The sequence below is a fragment of the Microcoleus sp. T3_D1 genome (assembly GCF_036700405.1).
Classification (GTDB): Bacteria; Cyanobacteriota; Cyanobacteriia; order Cyanobacteriales; family Microcoleaceae; genus Microcoleus.
Genome location: NZ_JAUBOV010000067.1, coordinates 23,580 through 42,325 on the forward strand (window position 1 = coordinate 23,580; position 18,746 = coordinate 42,325).

Annotated in this window: 7 protein-coding genes; 3 read left to right on the forward strand and 4 right to left on the reverse strand. The window is 47.5% G+C overall.

Annotated features, from left to right (window positions below):
* Positions 1–472: 472 nt before the first annotated feature.
* Complete coding sequence (locus QT992_RS24695; RefSeq protein WP_333340735.1) at positions 473–1,795, forward strand: AAA-like domain-containing protein; 1,323 nt, start codon at positions 473–475, stop codon at positions 1,793–1,795.
* Positions 1,796–2,027: 232 nt separating this feature from the next.
* On the forward strand, positions 2,028–5,780 hold the full coding sequence (locus QT992_RS24700; protein ID WP_333340738.1) for a WD40 domain-containing protein: 3,753 nt from the start codon (positions 2,028–2,030) through the stop codon (positions 5,778–5,780).
* A 125-nt stretch (positions 5,781–5,905) separates the two neighbouring features.
* Here the strand turns inward: QT992_RS24700 and QT992_RS24705 are convergent, their stop codons facing one another.
* The 4 genes from QT992_RS24705 to QT992_RS24720 all read right to left on the reverse strand — a co-directional run bounded on the left by QT992_RS24705 (position 5,906) and on the right by QT992_RS24720 (position 16,920).
* Positions 5,906–9,289 carry a DUF4347 domain-containing protein gene (locus tag QT992_RS24705; RefSeq protein WP_333319881.1) on the reverse strand — a complete coding sequence of 1,128 codons (3,384 nt, stop codon included), beginning with the start codon at positions 9,287–9,289 and terminating at the stop codon, positions 5,906–5,908.
* 863 nt (positions 9,290–10,152) lie between these two features.
* A complete protein-coding gene (locus tag QT992_RS24710; RefSeq protein ID WP_333377905.1) occupies positions 10,153–13,767 on the reverse strand; it encodes a DUF4347 domain-containing protein in 3,615 nt (1,204 codons plus the stop codon).
* 771 nt (positions 13,768–14,538) lie between these two features.
* The gene (locus tag QT992_RS24715) at positions 14,539–14,943 is read right to left on the reverse strand and encodes a DUF4347 domain-containing protein (RefSeq protein ID WP_333342021.1); all 405 of its coding nucleotides are present in this window, start codon (positions 14,941–14,943) and stop codon (positions 14,539–14,541) included.
* 489 nt (positions 14,944–15,432) lie between these two features.
* A complete protein-coding gene (locus tag QT992_RS24720) occupies positions 15,433–16,920 on the reverse strand; it encodes a hypothetical protein (protein WP_333342023.1) in 1,488 nt (495 codons plus the stop codon).
* Positions 16,921–16,994: 74 nt separating this feature from the next.
* Between QT992_RS24720 and QT992_RS24725 the strand changes: the two genes are divergently transcribed.
* Positions 16,995–18,656, forward strand: coding sequence for a glycosyltransferase family 39 protein (locus QT992_RS24725; RefSeq protein WP_333342025.1), 1,662 nt, complete (start codon positions 16,995–16,997; stop codon positions 18,654–18,656).
* Positions 18,657–18,746: the final 90 nt, after the last annotated feature.

Sequence of the window (18,746 nt, forward strand, 5' to 3'; positions counted from 1 at the left end):
CAACTGTCACATTTTTAATTCTGCCTTCACTATCAACTGTGACACCGGCATGACATTTTGGCCAACGATCGAGAAAAACTGAGCGCCGATTCCTTTCCAGTAGCAGCGCCAGCGCCCATTGAAAGTGGGTTATAGCACTCAGTTACCAGTCAGGCAACGGGGCAATCACCAGATTTAACCGATGTCACGGATTTAACTTAACGAAGAGAACCCTTCTCAAAAACCTGTAGAGGTGGGTTCACTCTTGTACCCTTGAAGAGTGCAGACAGGTTAAATACACCCGCCCCCACCCCGCGAGGGAATTCTTTATTGATAGTGATACTCTTCGGGGAGATTTAACCGATTTGACCAATTACCCCCTGAGAAATGTCGCGACAGTATCGTGTCGCAATCCAATAGGCGATCGCTCTCAGCTTTACAGTCAATTATAAGTGATAATATCAACGATACACTCAGGGGATAATTGCAAATTATGACGATAGATGAGGTACTACAGCTAACTCGTGTCCGATTACAAAAAGATTTATATCCAGTACAAGAAATCATACTCCGCCAAGTTTGGGAAGGAAAGACTTATACAAGTATCGCATCTGCCTCTCATTACGGAGAGCATTACCTGAGAAACATCGCCTCATCCTTGTGGCAATCTCTCTCTCAAATCTTGCAGACATCTATTAGTAAATCAAATTTTCGCTCTTGTGTAGAATCACGTTCCCTCACCGCAGAGGAACGAGAATTAATTGAAGCATTCACCCGCAGCCAATGCCTAGCAACACCTTTAGAATTTCCCGGATCTCCCGTGCCCCTCGGTTCGCCATTTTATATCCATCACCCGCTAATTGAAGAACTCGCCTATCGAGAGATTGCCAAACCAGGAAGTGTGCTGCGGATTAAAGCTCCCAGGAAGATGGGAAAAAGTTCCCTTCTGCTAAGGATTTTAGAGCGCGCGAATTCTCTTGACTATCGAACTGTAAGTTTAGATTTTCAGCAAGCCGAGGAAGCTGTCTTAGCCAATATCGATAAATTTTTACGCTGGTTTTGTGCCAACATCAGCCGTCACCTAGAATTACCACCTCTATTAGATGATTATTGGGATGAAGACATGGGTAGCAAAGTAAGCTGCACCATCTATTTGCAACAATATGTATTAGCAGAAATAAGTACCCCTCTTGTGTTAGCTTTAAATGAAGTAAATATAATTTTTGAATATCCCAAAATTGCCAGAGAATTTTTGCCTCTGCTGCGAAGCTGGCATGAAGAAGCAAAGCGGATTGAAACTTTGGGAAAACTGCGGTTAATCGTTCTTCACTCCACAGAAATTTATATTCCTTTAAAGCTCACTGAATCGCCTTTTAATGTCGGTTTACCGCTGCAATTGCCCTATTTTACAGAAGAGCAGATACTTGCTTTAGCCCAGCGTCACGGACTGGATTGGACAGAGGGTTCCGATGCCGATCGACTGATGGCAATGGTGGGGGGACATCCTTATCTGGTGCGGCTAGCTCTTTACCACCTCTGTCAAAACAGTGTAACGCTAGATCGGCTACTACAAGAAGCTCCGACAATAGCGGGAATTTATAAAGATTACTTGCGGAGTTTTTGGGCAACATTGCAAGAGTATCCCGAACTGGCGGTTGCACTTAAACAAGTGGTAAAATCGGAACACGGAGTGGAATTAGAGCCGATAGTGGCTTCTAAATTATTTAGTATGGGGCTGATTCATATCGATAACAACCGCTGTACCCTAAGCTGCGAGTTGTACCGCCTCTATTTTGGTTCGCACAACTTTATTTAGAGCCGGCTTTACAGTTTCTTTGCGTAATCCAATATCCGCCAGGAAAACTCGACTTTTCCTGGCGCTTAGAAATCGCTACTATACAAACAAAGTCCGCTTGCGCGCACTAAAAAACAAGGGAGTAATTAACCCGGCTGGGGCATAATTTATATTATAATGAAGCTCCCGCACCACATCCTTACCTCTAAATAAATTCCCTACATACTCAGCTTTAAACCCACCCATAAACCGCATGAGCCAGGTAACATACCAAATTGGTGGCAGTCTCGCCAGTGATGCGCCTACATACGTAGTGCGGCAAGCAGATTCCGAACTTTATGAAGCCTTAAAAGCTGGCGAATTTTGTTACGTTCTTAACTCCCGGCAAATGGGCAAATCTTCTCTCTTAGTCCGTACCCTGCACCGACTGCAAGCAGAAGGTTTTCAATGCAGCACGATCGACATGACTCGCATCGGTAGCGAAAATATCACTCCCTTACAGTGGTATAAAGGCATGATTGGGGAACTGTGGCGCGGCTTCAATCTTTTAGGGCAAGTTAACTTAAAAACCTGGTGGCGAGATGAAGAAGATGTATCATTCCTGCAAAGATTGAGTCATTTTATTGAAGATATTTTGTTAGCCAAGTTTCCTGAAGAAAAAATTATTATATTTATTGATGAAATTGACAGTGTTCTCAGTCTAGAGTTTCCTGTCGATGATTTTTTTGCCCTAATTCGCTTTTGCTATAATCAACGCTCAATTAATCCAGCATATAATCGTATTAGTTTTGCAATATTTGGAGTAGCAACACCTAGTGATTTAATTGTTGACAAAAAACGAACGCCTTTTAATATTGGTCGAGCCATAAATTTACGAGGTTTTGAACTCGAAGAAGCCCAGCCACTGGCGGCGGGATTGGCAAGTGTAGTCAATAATTCTCAAGCTATTCTCACACAGATATTGGCTTGGACTTCTGGGCAGCCATTTCTTACGCAAAAACTGTGCTATTTAGCCTACATAGCAACTCAAACTACACCGCAAAAAGTAGTAACAATTCCAGCAGGAACAGAAGAGTTTTGGGTCGCTCGTTTAGTGCGAGAAAATATCATCAATAAATGGGAATCTCAGGATGAGCCGGAACATTTAAAAACCATAAAGGAGCGGATTATTCGCAACGAACAACGCGCGGGCAGATTACTCGGCATCTACCAGCAAATTTTACAATCTAATCCCCCCTTAACCAGCGGTTCTGTTTCATTGTGGGACTTTGAAGAGGACTCTATGGGCAGTACCCCCGTGCCTGACCCAAATCTTTATAGGGCAACTACAGGGGAATTGCCCCTACAAGGAAATGAAAGATTTCTACCTTTGAGCAAAAGAGCGGAAGGAGTATCAACTGATGACTCACCAGAACAAATTGAACTATTATTATCTGGATTAGTTGTCAAAAATAATGGTTATTTACAGGTGAGAAACAGGGTTTATGCTGAAGTTTTTAACCTGGAATGGGTAGAGAAGCAATTAGGGCAACTGCGCCCCTACTCCCAAACCTTCGATGCTTGGGTTGCTTCACAACAAACAGATTTTTCCCGACTTTTGCGGGGACAAGCCTTAAAAGATGGTCAAATCTGGGCGCAGGAAAAAAGCTTGAGTAACCTAGACTATCAGTTCTTAGCTGCTAGTGCCGAACTAGATAGGCGAGAAGTTCAACAAGCTTTAGAAGCAGAACGCACCAAAGAAGTGGAAGCGCGACTGGCCGAGGAACAAATGCGATTAATTCAAGAAAAAAAAGCAGTTAAACGACAGAGGGCTTTACTATTTTCTGTGAGTATGGCACTGCTGCTTGCCTGTGCTTTAGGAGTAACAAGTTATTTTCAGTATCGCCGAGCCGTTATTAGTGAGCGCGAAGCTCGGATGAGTGAAATTGAAGCGCTGGTTTCTTCCTCGGAGGGACTGTTTGCCTCTAATCGTCGATTGGATGCGCTAAGAGAAGCAATTAAAGCTAAGCGCCGACTACAAAGTTTAGGCAAGACGGATAAAAATATTGAAAATCGAGTTATCAATGTATTGCGTCAAGCGGTTTATGAAGCGGCTGAATACAACCGTTTATCGGGACATAAAGCGGCTGTTATTGGAATTGATATTAGTCGGGACAGTAAGTTTATTGCTTCAACAAGTGTGGATAAAACTATTAAACTGTGGCGGCGGGACGGGACGGAAATAGCAACACTCAAAGGTCATCAGGCGATCGTTCGGTCTGTCAAATTTAGCCCGGACGGTCAGTTTCTTGCTTCAGGAAGTGATGATGGAACTGTAAAACTTTGGAAACTGGATAGGGCAGGCACGGGGGCACTGCCCCTACGAACTTTTCAGGGTCATACTGCTGGTATCTGGACAGTGGCGTTTAGTCCCGACGGTCAAACAATTGCCTCTGCCAGCATGGACAAAACGGTGAAACTCTGGAACAAAGACGGGGCAGGCACGGGGGCGCTGCCCCTACGAACTCTCCAGGGTCATACTGCTGGGGTACCCTCAGTGGCTTTCAGTCCAGACGGTCAGACTATTGTTACGGCAAGTGGAGACAAAACGGTGAAACTCTGGAACAAAGACGGGGCAGGCACGGGGGCACTGCCCTTACGAACTTTCCGGGGTCATACTTCTGTGGTATCTGCAGCGGCGTTTAGTCCAGACGGTCAGATTGTGGCTTCAGGAAGTGGAGACAAAACTGTGAAACTCTGGACAGTTAATGGGCCAGGCACGGGGGCGCTGCCCCTACGAACGCTTGAAGGTCATTCTGCTGTAGTATCGGAAGTTGTTTTCAGTCCAGATGGTCAGACTCTTGCTTCTGCAAGTCGGGATCAAACTGTAAAACTCTGGAATCTTGACGGAACAGAACGGACGACATTGAGAGGTCACACTGCTGCGATTTGGGGGATAGCTTGGAGCCCGGATGGCAGTTTTATTGCTTCGGCGGGTGCAGAAAATACGGTGAGGCTGTGGCAGAGTCAAAACCCATTGCGAACGATGATTACTGCACATAAAGCCGGGATTTGGGCGATCGCACTGAGTTCGGATAGTTCTACAATTGCTACAGGCAGCGAGGATGGCACGACTAAGCTTTGGAGTCGGCAAGGCAAATTGTTGAGGACTTTCACTGTAGAAAACGCTGCGATTTATGCTGTTGCCATGAGTGGCGATGGCCAGTTAATTGCTTCTGGCAGAAATGATAATAAGGTGAATATCTGGACTCGAAACGGAAAAGCGATCGCAACTTTGGTAGGTCATAACGCTACGGTTTTTGGATTGGCTTTCAGTCCTGACGGTCAAATTCTTGCTTCTGGAAGTCAAGATAATACTATCAAGCTTTGGCGGCCCGATGGTACTTTATTGCATACTTTGACAGGACATCATGCTCCTATTTGGCAGGTGGTATTTAGCCCTGACGGTCAGCTAATTGCTTCGGCAGGAGGGGATGGTACTGTGAAGCTGTGGAAGCTTGATGGGGCAGGCACGGGGGCACTGCCCCTACGAACTTTTCAAGGTCATACTGCTGCTGTGTGGAGGGTGGCATTTAGCCCTGACGGTAAATTTCTGGCTTCTGGCAGCGGGGACAATACGATTAAGCTTTGGACTGTGGATGGTAAGTTACTGAGAACTCTGGAAGGTCATCTGGCCGCGGTATGGGGGGTGGCGTTTAGCCCGGATGGTAATATTATTGCTTCTGGTAGTGTAGACAATACGCTGAAGTTTTGGAAGCTTGACGGTACCCAATTAACGACGCTCAGAGGTAACTCTGCGGCGATTCGGGGGGTAGCGTATAGTGGGGATGGGTCATTTGTGGCTTCTGTGAGTGAGGATAATACGCTGATTTTGTGGGATGTGGAGCGAGTTTTGAAAGTGGATTTGTTGGCTGATGGTTGCGATCGCGTGCGCGATTATTTGCGGACAAATGCTGAGGTGAAGGAGGAAGATAGACATTTGTGCGATCGTATTGGAAGGGAATAGTATCCAGTCCGCTTTATTATAGCAATCCTTGCAGGAGTCGTAATTTTTTTACCCCACCCCAACCCTCCCCTGACCAAGGGGAGGGAGTAAGAAATTCACAAATGATGCGAGGATTGCTATAATAACTACAGAGTAATGAAATCGCTAGCGGTGAGAATACCGGGGGTAATATTGTTAAGCTTCGCCAACAATTGATTGGTGTCCGTCACAGTAATCAAAGTTTGATTGTTGCTGGAAGTAATACTGAGTTGATTGAAACTCAAATCAGGATTCAACCCAATTAAATCCTCTCCCTTGCGGAAATCATTAATGATGTCGCTACCCAAACTTTGATTTAGGAAAAACACATCATTTCCCGAACCTCCAGTCAAAGTATCGTCCCCAACATCCCCGGAAAGGAAATCGCCCCCAGCACCGCCGCTGAGAATATCATTACCTTTGCCACCGTACAGGCTATCATTACCGATGTCGCCACAGATCACATCGTTTTCATTGCCGCCGAACAACAAGTCGTTGCCCTCACCGCCATCGAGACTGTCGTTTTCTTTGCCACCGTACAGGGTATCGTTACCGATGTCGCCGAAAATTAGGTCTGCACCTTCATTGCCAAAGGCAATATCGTTGCCGTTTCCGGTATTAATTGTGTCATTTCCTAAGTTGCCTAAAATGTAGTCATCGCCATCTTCACCCAGCAAGATATCGTCATCTTTACCGCCGAAAATGCTGTCGTTGCCAACGCCGCCGGCAACTGTATCATTGCCGATATCTCCCCTCAACAAGTCGTCGCCCTCACCACCAACAACAGTGTCATTATCTTTGCCAGCGTAGATGGTATCGTTGCCAGGGCTGCCAGAGATGAAATCGCTGCCTTCATTGCCGAAGATTGAGTCGTTATCTGCGCCGCCGTCAATGTTGTCATTGCCGCCCATGCCGTAGAGAGTATCGTTGCCGGCTTGTCCGTTAATTGACTCGTTGATGACACCGCCCATGATGAAGTCGGTAGTGTCGCCGCCGTTGATAGTTTGTTGGACGGGGTTGGGGGTGATTGTGGCAGAGTCGAGTTGCGGGGCGTTGAGGTCATCAAGCAGGCAATCATCTGCCGCCGGAGTTGGCGTCGGAGTTGGTGTCGGTTCCGGTGTGGGCGTGGGAGTTGGTTCCGGTGTGGGAGTCGGAGTGGGTTCCGGTGTGGGAGTCGGAGTGGGTTCCGGTGTGGGAGTCGGAGTGGGTTCCGGTGTGGGCGTGGGAGTTGGTTCCGGTGTGGGAGTCGGAGTCGGTTCCGGTGTGGGAGTCGGAGTCGGTTCCGGTGTGGGAGTCGGAGTGGGAGTCGGAGTCGGAGTCGGAGTCGGAGTCTCAGTTGGAGTGGGAGTCGGAGTTGGAGTCGGCGTGACTGTAGGGTTAAATTCAAAAGAGCCGCTGTCCACGATCGAACTTCCGTTATTATCACCATCTTGAGGGCGAACTATGCCGCGTTGATCCGTAGCTGGTGCGCCAGCAGCAATACCTTTATCAATTGCCGGACTTCCTGTTAGCAACGGCATGACAGAGAAACCGTTAATAGTTTGCAAAACATCCAGTTTAGGGTCAGCAATAGTCACAGCATCTGTTACATTAAAATCACTGGAGTCATTGGGATTTTTGGCAGGCCATTGAAAATTCCCACCGCCATCACTAAATTTGCTGCTACCGGCATTTTGTTTGATATTCCAAGAATTGCCACCATTATTTGCTGTATTGTTAGCAACAATCGTATTTTTGAGAGTAGTTTGCGAACCACCACCCCAAAATGCCCCGCCTTGAAATCCCGCTGAATTCTTAGCAATAGTGCTGTTGACAATGCTAATAGATTCAGGAGTGCTCAACATGATTGCGCCGCCCAAACCACTTTTACGGCTAGCATCCTCTGCTTTATTTCCTGCAAAGGTACTGTTGATAATCGTACCAGGGGATTTTTCTCCCACCCATAAAGCACCGCCTTGACTCTGCGCTAAATTGTTAGAAAAAGTAGTGTTGCTGATTGTGAATTCGCCGTTACCAATTCGTAAGCCGCCGCCTAAAGCATCGCCGTTGCTGCTTTTGACGACTTGATTGTTGACTATTGTACTGCCTTCAACAATGATTTTGTCTGGGGGATATACAAAGAGAAACATCCCGCCGCCTTGCCCTGCGCCTTTGTTGCCCTCAAAGCGACTGTTCCGAATGGCGATCGTACCACCGACAGGTCCATGTGTACTGTTTGTACCGGAAGCATTAGCACCGTCGGTGTAAATTGCACCGCCATAACCACTGGTATTTGCTCCGGCTCCCCCGGCGGTAGAATCGTTATTTAAAAAAGTAGAATTTTCGACGGTTAGGTTGCCTAAAAGGTGGTTAATTGCCCCACCGTTAATACCTTTGTTGTTAGTAAAAGTAGAGCCTTTGACGGTGAGAGAACCCCCGCTTTTCGTGGCGATCGCCCCGCCACCTCGTTCGCTGTTAGCCGATCGCCCATCGTTACCATCAAAGGTACTATTTGTCACATTGGTGGTACTCTTGAAGCCTGTATAAATGCCGCCGCCAAAACCGGCCACATTATTGTTGAGTTGGCAATTTTCTAAAGTTAAAGTGCTGTTACCTCCAGTTTTAATGCCACCTCCGCTGCTAGTTGTCTCATTATTCGGATCGGTTCCCGAAACTTTGCCGTTGGCAACAATCAGGTTTTTTAGAGTAACATTTGTTAAACCTTCTGTGAGGATAACCCGCGAAGTATTGTTGCCACTGATGGTTAAATTGGCTGCACCAACTGCATCAATTGTCAAGTTTTTGTTGATGACAAGTTGACCGGAAGTGAGAGTAATTGTTTGGCCCGCAAGAGTGGAGGCAAATTGAATGGTATCGCCGGCTGCTGCGGAGGCGATCGCATTTCTCAAGGAACCCGGCCCGCTATCATTATTGTTGGTAACGGTAATAGTTGCTAAAGTCCCTTGATAATCCGCCATTGCCTCTGGAGTCAAGGCTAGCGGTGCTTCAATATCGCCCTTGGCAAACTCCAAATTCCAGTTACCACTGCGGCCAGTGCGATCGCTAGATGCCGCAATATCAGCCCCGGTTAACTCGCCGAGGCGATCGACAAAATCGCTTCCCGAACCCGCCGCAACATCGCAACCGTAAAGCACAATATCTGCTTTGTCGCTTAGCGCATTTCGCCACCCTTGCAACTGGCTTTCATATTGTGATAAATTATCCGAAGTCAGCGTTGCAGAACCTAGCTGCAAGCTGCCCGAATTGCCGTGAGAAAAAACGTGAACTTGGTCTACAGTTTCCCCCGCAGCAGAAATTGTTTGCAGTTTCGCAGTAATTTGCTCGACTCCGTTACCATTTTTATCTAAAATGATAATCTCTGCACCGGGAAGCACGCCACCGGCAAGAGTTTGATAGTCATCTAAGTCGGGATCAATGAAGACAAGAGATTTAGAACCAGCATTGTGGAGAACAGATTGTGAATCCATGTTGGTGGCAAAAGTTGAACTCATTTCGCATACCCATGAGAATGTTTACTATTTGCTGGTAGATTCACCTTGAAAGCAGAAGGCTAGAGATGCAGAAGGCAGTAGGGAGAATTAAAACCTCGGCGATCCATCGGGGAGATGAAAATTTAGCGAAAAAGTTGAATTTTATCCCTAAGTGAAATCCGAGACTTATCTCCCAAATCCGCTTAAGCTGTGTGAAAGTTGCGATTTTTTTAGCAATTAACTGCAGAGGATGTAATGTAAGTAGTCCGGCACGGGGAACCTCTCTCTGTAGATTGGCAATGCACACCATTAGCGAGATAAGTAGTGGATCAAACCCTTTGAAAGCCTAAGTCAGGTAAAATTCATAAAAGATTTTCTGGGGTGCCGAATTCCTGAGAATCTCTCTAGCTATTACCTGATACATTCATATTAGGGAAAACCAGGATAATTGCTCCTAAAAAATTGATTAATTTAACTTTTTTTATAGCTGGCCAAAACTTACCACAAATCTGAAATTGAGTGTTGAGAAAGCTTGCTTTATTCGGGTACTCCTGAGCTGGCTAGCCAGCTCAGGAGTGCAATAGACGGATGTGCCTCATTCTAGGTGTGGGCGATCGGCAATAAACAAGATTTATTACCCATCGCTGTTGAAAAGAATCAGATCGATCGCTCCTCTGCGTTGGCGTAGCCCCCCTAGGGCAGGGCTGTTTCATTCTCAAGAAAACGATGATTTTGACTCTTGTAGTGCTAAGAGTGCCTACCCTCCCCATCCACGATTTGCTCATGTTTCAGAGATTGGGGCAGCCACGGGGGCAGCCCCTACAAGAGAATGAAACAGCCTTGCGTAGGGGCGGGCGGCTTATGGCCCACCCTAGCCCAGGCCGTTAGATTGTTACCTGAGTGAAATCGCTAGCGGTGAGAATACCGGGGGTAATATTGTTAAGCTTCGCCAACAATTGATTGGTGTCCGTCACAGTAATCAAAGTTTGATTGTTGCTGGAAGTAATACTGAGTTGATTGAAACTCAAACCAGGATTCAACCCAATTAAATCCTCACCCTTGCGGAAATCATTAATGATGTCGCTACCCAAACTTTGATTTAGGAAAAACACATCATTTCCCGAACCTCCAGTCAAAGTATCGTCCCCAACATCCCCGGAAAGGAAATCGCCCCCAGCACCGCCGCTGAGGATATCATTACCCTTACCACCGTAAAGCGTATCGTTATCGGTGTCGCCGAAGAGCACATCGTTTTCATTGCCACCCAACAGCAAGTCGTTGCCCTCACCGCCATCGAGACTGTCGTTTTCTTTGCCGCCGTACAGGGTATCGTTACCGATGTCGCCGAAAATTAGGTCTGCACCTTCATTGCCAAAGGCAATATCGTTGCCGTTTCCGGTATTAATTGTGTCATTTCCTAAGTTGCCTAAAATGTAGTCATCGCCATCTTCACCCAGCAAGATATCGTCATCTTTACCGCCAAAAATGCTGTCGTTGCCCAGCCCGCCGGCAACTGTATCATTGCCGAGATCTCCCCTCAACAAGTCGTCGCCCTCACCACCAACAACAGTGTCATTATCTTTGCCAGCGTAGATGGTATCGTTGCCAGCGTCGCCAGAGATGAAATCGCTGCCTCCATTGCCGAAGATGGAGTCGTTATCTGCGCCGCCGTCAATGTTGTCATTGCCGCCCATACCGTAAAGAATATCGTTGCCGACAAGTCCGTTAATCGACTCGTTGATGCCGCCGCCCATGATGAAATCGGTACCCTCGCCGCCGTTGAGAGTTTGTTGGACGGGGTTGGGGGTGATGGTGGCAGAGTCGAGTTGCGGGGCGTTGAGGTCATCGAGCAGGGAACCATCCGAAGCCGGAGTAGGAGTCGGCGCGGGTGTTGGTGTCGGCGCGGGTGTTGGTGTCGGCGCAGGTGTCGGCGCGGGCGTCGGAGTTGGCGCGGGCGTCGGTGTCGGCGCGGGTGTTGGCGCGGGAGTTGGTGTTGGCGCGGGCGTTGGAGTTGGTGTCGGAGTTGGCGCGGGCGTCGGTGTCGGCGCGGGCGTCGGTGTCGGAGTCTCAGTCGGAATTGGCGCGGGCGTCGGAGTTGGCGCCGGAGTCGGCGCGGGCGTCGGAGTCGGCGCCGGAGTCGGAGTCGGCGCCGGAGTCGGCGCGGGCGTCGGAGTTGGCGCCGGAGTCGGAGTTGGCGCCGGAGTCGGAGTTGGAGTGGGAGTTGGCGCGGGCGTCGGAGTTGGCGCCGGAGTCGGTGTGGGAGTCGGAGTCGGCGCGGGCGTCGGAGTTGGCGCCGGAGTCGGTGTGGGAGTCGGAGTCGGCGCGGGCGTCGGAGTTGGCGCCGGAGTCGGTGTGGGAGTCGGAGTCGGCGCGGGGACGACACTACCTCCCAATTCAAAAGAGCCGCTGTCCACGATCGCACCTGGAATGCTGTCGCCATCTTGAGGGCGAGTCACGCCGCGCTGATCCGTAGCAGGTGCGTCGGTGGCAATCCCTTTATCAATTGCCGGACTTCCTGTCAGCAGCGGCCTGACTAAAGCGCCGTTGATGTTTTGCAAAGGGCCAAGTAAGGGGTCTGCGATCGTCACACTTGCCGTCGCATTGACATCGCTTCCGTCATTGGGGTTTTTGGCCGGCCACTGAAAATTCCCTCCTCGATCGCTATATTGGGCGGTGACGTGTTGCTGAATGCCCCAAGGGTTTCCTCCGTTAGCCGCTGTATTGTTGGAAAGAATCGTGTTTTTGAGGGTGACATTATTGGCAGCGGCGAAGATACCTCCACCAACCCAGCCTGCAGAATTATCGGCGATCGTCGTGTTGAGAATGGTTGTGGGTGCACCAAGAGTCATTGCACCGCCGAGTTTGTTGAAATCACCAGCAGCAAACGCCGTGGAGTTGCCAGAAAACGTACTGTTAGTAATCGTAGTAGGGGCATTTCGCATCCACAGGCCGCCACCTTGATTGGCGGCTTTGTTGCCCGCAAAGGTGGTGTTGGTAATGGTCAATCCCTGGTTGGTGCTGTCGCTCAAAATCGTTACCCCACCACCGTTTCCAGCATTTCCACCGTTGGGTAGCGCCAGAATTTCGTTATTTTGGAAGGTGCTCTTTTCCAAAATAACCTTGTCTTGGCTGCCGGTGAACAGATAAGCTGCGCCTCCTTCACCTCGACCTTTATTGTCTTGAAATACGCTATTGGTAATCTTAATTGTGCCGGAAGCTTCGCTGGGATTGCTGGCTCTGTCTGTGTAAACTGCGCCGCCGAAACCTCTTAAGAAAGAATTGGGCTGCCCTGTGGCGAAAGTGGCTGCTGTGGTGTCGTTGCCGATGAATCGGGAGTTGTCAATTGTCAGCTTACCTTGAAGGCTGTTAATCGCCCCGCCGTTAATTCCTTTGTTGTTGGTGAAGTCGCTGTTTGTGACTGTAAAAGTTTTGGAACTCAAAAAGCCGATCGCACCTGCACCGCGTTCATCGTTAGCGGAGGTGGCTACGTTGCCAGTGAATTTACTGTTGGTAACAGTCAGGGTATTGTTGAAATTACCAAAAATTGCGCCACCGCCTTTATCGGCGACGTTGTTGTTGAACTGAACGTTTTCTACTGTGAGGTTTACTTCGTCGGTTGTGCCGATCGCGCCACCTCGATCGGTAGTTTTGCCGTTAGTAATAATGAGGTTTTTGACCACAAAATTAGTAGCAGTCGCAACGTTGGCGTTGACAAAAAACGCGCGGGATGCGTTGTTGCCACTGATAGTTAAACCCGCTGCTGCGGCGCCGTCAATGGTGATGTTTTTGCCAACGGGAATATCTAGTTGACCGCTGGTGAGGGTAATGGTTTGGCTGGCTAAACCTGGGGCGAAGGTAATTATATCGCCGGCAACAGCCGTGGCGATCGCAGCCCTTAATGAACCCGGCCCGCTATCGCTATTGTTGGCTACTACGATCGTAGCTAAATCACCTTGGTAACTTGCCATAGCCTCTGGCTGCAAGGCTAAGGGAGATTCAATTTGACCCTTAGCAAATTCTAAATTCCAGTCGCCCCCACGGCCAGTTATGTTGGTGGATGCCGCAACGTCAGCCCCGGTTAATTGACTGAATCGATCGAGGAAATTAGCACCTGTACCGCCTGCTACATCGCAGCCGTACACCATGAAGTCTGCTTGTGGGGCTAGTGAAGTTTGCCACTTTTCCAACTGGCTTTTGTATTGCTCTATGTTATCTGAACCCAGAGCGGTATTGCCTAATTGTAAGCTGCCAGAACTGCCGTGAGAAATAATGTGAACAGAATCTATCGCCCCGTTAGTAGAGGCGTATTTGTCCATCTCCGAGGTGATTTGTTCGATGCCGTTTTTGGTGCTATCGAGTATTACTACCTGCTGTCCCGGCAGCACTCCCGCTGCAATTGAATCGTAATCTTTAACGCCGGAGTCAATGAAGACTAAGGAGCGCACTGGCCGTTTTTCAAAAGCAGATTGTGAGTTAACTTGAGCGAATGTAGAACTCATATTGGAGACTCCATTAAGGGCATTATTAGTAGATACACCCCGGAGTTATCTCATCAGCCTTATTTCATTATATCTTAACACCCAATTTGGAAATGGTGTCATTTTAAAAATATCTTTATTGATTTATTTTACTCGGTCTTTGCATTTTTCCTTTTGACTATAATGGAAATTCGAGCCTCTATCTATGGGAATAGATCGCAATATTAATCGGGAATCTTGAAATAAACTAGGTTCTATTATCCAATTTTTTTTGACCTTATTTTGCTAATAGTAGGCTGAGTTGAGGGATGCGGAAATAGTGGAGGTAATTCACCCCCGAATAACTCCTCTTATATTTAGTAGTTTTTATTTGAGTGTGAGATTTTACGTAGAGGCACAAGGCACTAGAGTTTCCCTAGCTGTATTTCATCCAAGGGAAAACTGAATTATGTAGGGCTTGCTGAATTCTATATGCTTTGAAGTTGCTAGGTTTGCGATACACCCAAATACTGATTACCATGATGTTGGGTCGCATTTACTAACAGTCAAAACGGTCTCAGATTAAGTGGAACCCATCGCGGGAAATCAATTGGCTTATGGGGTGCTACCGACACTGTGAGGACTGCCATCCTCACTACAAACGTGATTCAAATTATTCAGCGCGAATTGATATGATTGCTAATTTAGTCACATCGAAATCATTGATTGCGATCGCGCTGCGTCCATAATTACAATTGTATTCGGGTTCAGTCGCCCTCGGTACGTTCCATACCCTGCATTAAATTACTCTGCTTAATTAGCAAACAGTCGATCGCGCCCACCGCCGTTGCTGAGTGTATCACTATCTCGATCGGCATAACACGAACCAAGTCCGCTGTTTTGAGTCAGATAACTATGCGATTTTGGCAATTGACTTTTGTATGGTTCTAGGTAATCTGAACTGAGGATAACAAAGCCTAATTGCAGTTGGTTCGAGCTGCCCTCAGAATTTGTGCGAACTTTGTCAATCTCTCTAAGGATAGAGGCATATTTTTGAAGTGCCGAGGTAATTTTCTCGATGCAGTCAGATTCCCCAGCCAAAATTCTGGAAACAAAATATCCACCTTCATTGATGCTGGAGTCCTTGAATGCAAAGCTTTTGGATGGGGAATTTGCGTATTCCGAGGCGGGAGTCGTTTCCCTTAAAGAAGTCAACATATTCCGTCCTCCAAAAGTGTGTTTAGCGGTAGATACAGCCTTGGAGTCAGAGCTTCTGAAACTGCCAGCGACCTTGTTTATTTCGCTCATTCTTATTTCACCTATCTATCAGTTTGCCCTATTTCTGCAGCACTGCCATCCGCGATCGCACGGAATTTATATTCTGCGTGTTTTCCCTTACTTCCGGCAAACGCGCAATTACCGATCGATCCGGTATCCTATCCGTGATCCCACTTTCAAAAAAGAATCCAACTGTAATATCATGTCCGAGCGATTAACCATAATATCCCGGTCGGGGCGGGTTTTTGAGATTGTCAATTATTGGCAGGTATTGTTCGTGAACCCGCCCCTACAACAATCGCGGTCGCACGACCGGACATGATATAAGCCGGTGCTTCAAACCTCGATAGTCTTCAGTCATTCCCCCACCTAAAATCTAAAATTTAAAAGGGTATGACACTTAGTAGATTGGCCTCGCAACAGCACCGCTCAAGATTCTGTAGAAGATGGCGGTTTTTTCCCTGCATTGCGAATATTAATAATCTTGTTGAGCGCCTCAAACCAAAAAGCAGCCCCCATAGAAATAGCTACGCCGCTCAATATCCAACCAAACAATCTTGCAATCAAAGCCGGCCACAATAAATTCCCCTGCTTATCTCGTTCCAAGCTGTTCTGTTCGCTCCATCCAAAAGGCAGAGCTACCTCATCCAAAGCTATATCTACATCCTTTTGAACTTTTCTCAGACTTGGTAAATTATCTAATTTAGTCCTAGCATTTTTTTCCACCAACTGCTCAGCGTACACATTAACAGTCGATCGCAACATCGAATCTTTCGACAACCGATTAATAATATGAATGGTATCAGCATTAGCAGCGACAGCGATCGCAGTTCCGAGCAAAATCGCCACCCCTCTGGCATTCCGCTTGTAAACACCAGAAGCACGCTCCATCGATTGGTCAAACCAAATTTCAATTTCTTTCTGAAACCGCTGCAACTGCTCTTGAGTATCTCCGCCGCCTTTTTCAGCGCGCTGCGCTAAAATATAAAGGCTGCGTTTCAAAGATTCTGGCATACGGTCCAAGGTTTCTTGGATTTGTTGATAAATCGGACTCTCCTCTTTTAGCTCCATAATTTCTGCTACAGAATCTTGACTTTTTTTAACAGTATTTAACAGATTGCTGAAACTCGGTTGCAGTTGCCCCAGCAGCGCCACACGCTCAATTGGGCTGTCAAAACGAGCCTTCACAATTGCCATCTGCCTCTGAAATTCTCTACCTGCTACCTCGGTTTCTGGTAGATAAACCTGAGAATCCTTAATATAAAATCCTAGCTTTTCCGACATCCGATCTAAGCTGTTGTTCAAACTGGATAAATTGTGTTGATAATCTTCAACAACTCGATTAAACTCCGCAGTCAGCCACCTAAATTCTTGCTCAATAATCGGTTTAGTAGCATCCGGCAAACTCAGATTTTCTCCAATATGTTTAATTTGTGCTAATTGTAAATCTTTAAATCTTTCCAATCTGGTTTTAGAGATAGAGCTGAGCAAACTAGAAACCTTTAAAGTCTCCAAAAGGCTAGCAGAAAAACACTCGGCTGGAATATAAGAAGGCCCACTGGATTTATTGCCGAAAACATTTTTAGTACCCGTAACTCCGTGGTAAAAATCCCCCATGCGGTGCGTAACAGAGCGGAATCCCTCTGATAAAAGCCCTTTCGCTCCCTGATTCAAATCTTTGATAATCGGATTGGCGTAAATCGAATGGGCTAACTGTCCGACTCTCTTAAATTGCAGGGGATCTTTCGCGCCTTCGCTGCCGCCAGAAATCAGCACTTCGATCGACTTCTTTAAATGTTCCGCCCGCCACTGCCAAACAGTAGCAATCAGTTCCTGAATTTCAGAAGCTAGCAAGCTTAAAGTCAGGTAGATAAATACTAAGCCAATGATAATATCTATAATTACAGGCAAGTTCATGGTATTTTCCTAGTTGCAAATAACTGCTGTCTAAGTTTACCCTCAGTTTGGGACGCTCAAAACTCTCTTAACTTATGTCAGAAATCTTTCCATTCCTTGGCCGCAAACCGAAAAATCGCTGGAATGACAGCTTTACAGACAAAGTGTGGATGCTGGCTTTTCTGTTGGCTGCAGTGCTGATTTTCGGGCTGAATCTGGGCGGCGTGGCTTTGCGGGATTGGGATGAAGGCATTGCAGCGCAGGTAAGTCGCGAAATTTGGCGCGGCAACTTAAATTGGCTGTATCCGACGATCGACTCTATGCCTTATTTGAACAAACCGCCGCTGGTACACTGGCTAATCGGGCTGTGTTTTGCCGTCGGCGGTGTCAGCGAATTGACGGCGAGGTTGGCACCGGCGATGCTGACAGCGGCTTCAGTGCCCCTGCTTTACGCCATTGGCAGGGAGTTGTTTCCTCCGCGTTCGATCGCCATTTTTTCTGCCCTCGTTTATCTGACGCTGTTACCGGTGGTGCGGCATGGACGTTTGGCGATGTTGGATGGGGCGGTTTTGTGTTTTTTGCTGGCGGCGATGTGGTGTTTGCTACGATCGCGCCGGGATTTGCGCTATGCTTTGGGCGCGGGGATTGGCTTCGGACTCATTTGCCTGACTAAGGGCGTGATGTTGGGGCTGCTGCTGGGTGGGATGGGCTGTATTTTTTTGGTTTGGGATACCCCGCGACTCCTCACTTCTGGGTATCTTTGGGGCGGATTGGCGATCGGAACTTTGCCAGTAGCTGCTTGGTATTTTGCCCAATGGCTGCACTACGGCCAATATTTCATCCACACTAATTTAGTAAACGAATCTTTCCGGCGCATTTCGGAACCTGTAAGCAGTCACAGAGGCCCGCCTTGGTATTATCTTTTAGAAATTTTTAAATTAGCTTGGCCGTGGCAGTTATTTTGGCTACAAGGGCTGCGTCTGAGTTGGGAAAATCGCAGTTTTGCCGGGCCAAAATTAGTATTGGTTTGGACTGGAGTATATCTGCTGGCTATTTCTGTGATGACTACTAAATTGCCGTGGTATGTTTTGCCAATTTATCCAGCTTTTGCTCTTGCCGTTGGCAGTTATCTCGCTGAAGTTTGGGAGCAACTGTGGCTGCCGCCAGAGCCGATCAAAGAGGAAGCAGAAGAACGTTTTGATGCTATTTCTTTGTTGCCTCATCCCGCGATTTTGGCAATGCTGGCTGTGGTTGCTGTCGTCGGTTGCGTGTACTTCAGTGGCTGGGTACGGATCGGGGGACAAATTGCCCCTCCAGAGCGAGATTTGCAGTTAATGCTGATGTTTGTAGCTTTGACAATGACAATGGCGGCCGTGTTGCTGCACCGCAAAGACCGGCAGTTTATATTAGTTTTAATTTGGGGAACTTACCTGACGCTGTTGGTATTGATGGCTTCAGATAACTGGGTTTGGGAACTGGCGGAGGATTATCCGGTTAAGCCGATCGCCGAAATTGTCCGTACAGGAACTCCGGCGGGTCAACAAGTGTTTACTTCTCACCGCTTGGGCCGTCCCTCGCTGAATTTTTATAGTCAACGCCAAGTTATTGTCGCCGACGCACCTACGCTCCAACAGAAATGGCAAACTCTCCCTCAACCTTATTTTCTGTTAGAAAAACCAGTTTTAAAACATTTAGGTTTGCAGAATGCTGAGATTGTCAAAACAGCGGACGATTGGGTTTTGGTAACTCGAAAATAAGCGTGTTTCCCCAAATTACCGTAGGGGCGGGTTCACCAACCATTTATGTCAGAAACCAACAATATAATAAACCCGCCCCCACCCAACGAC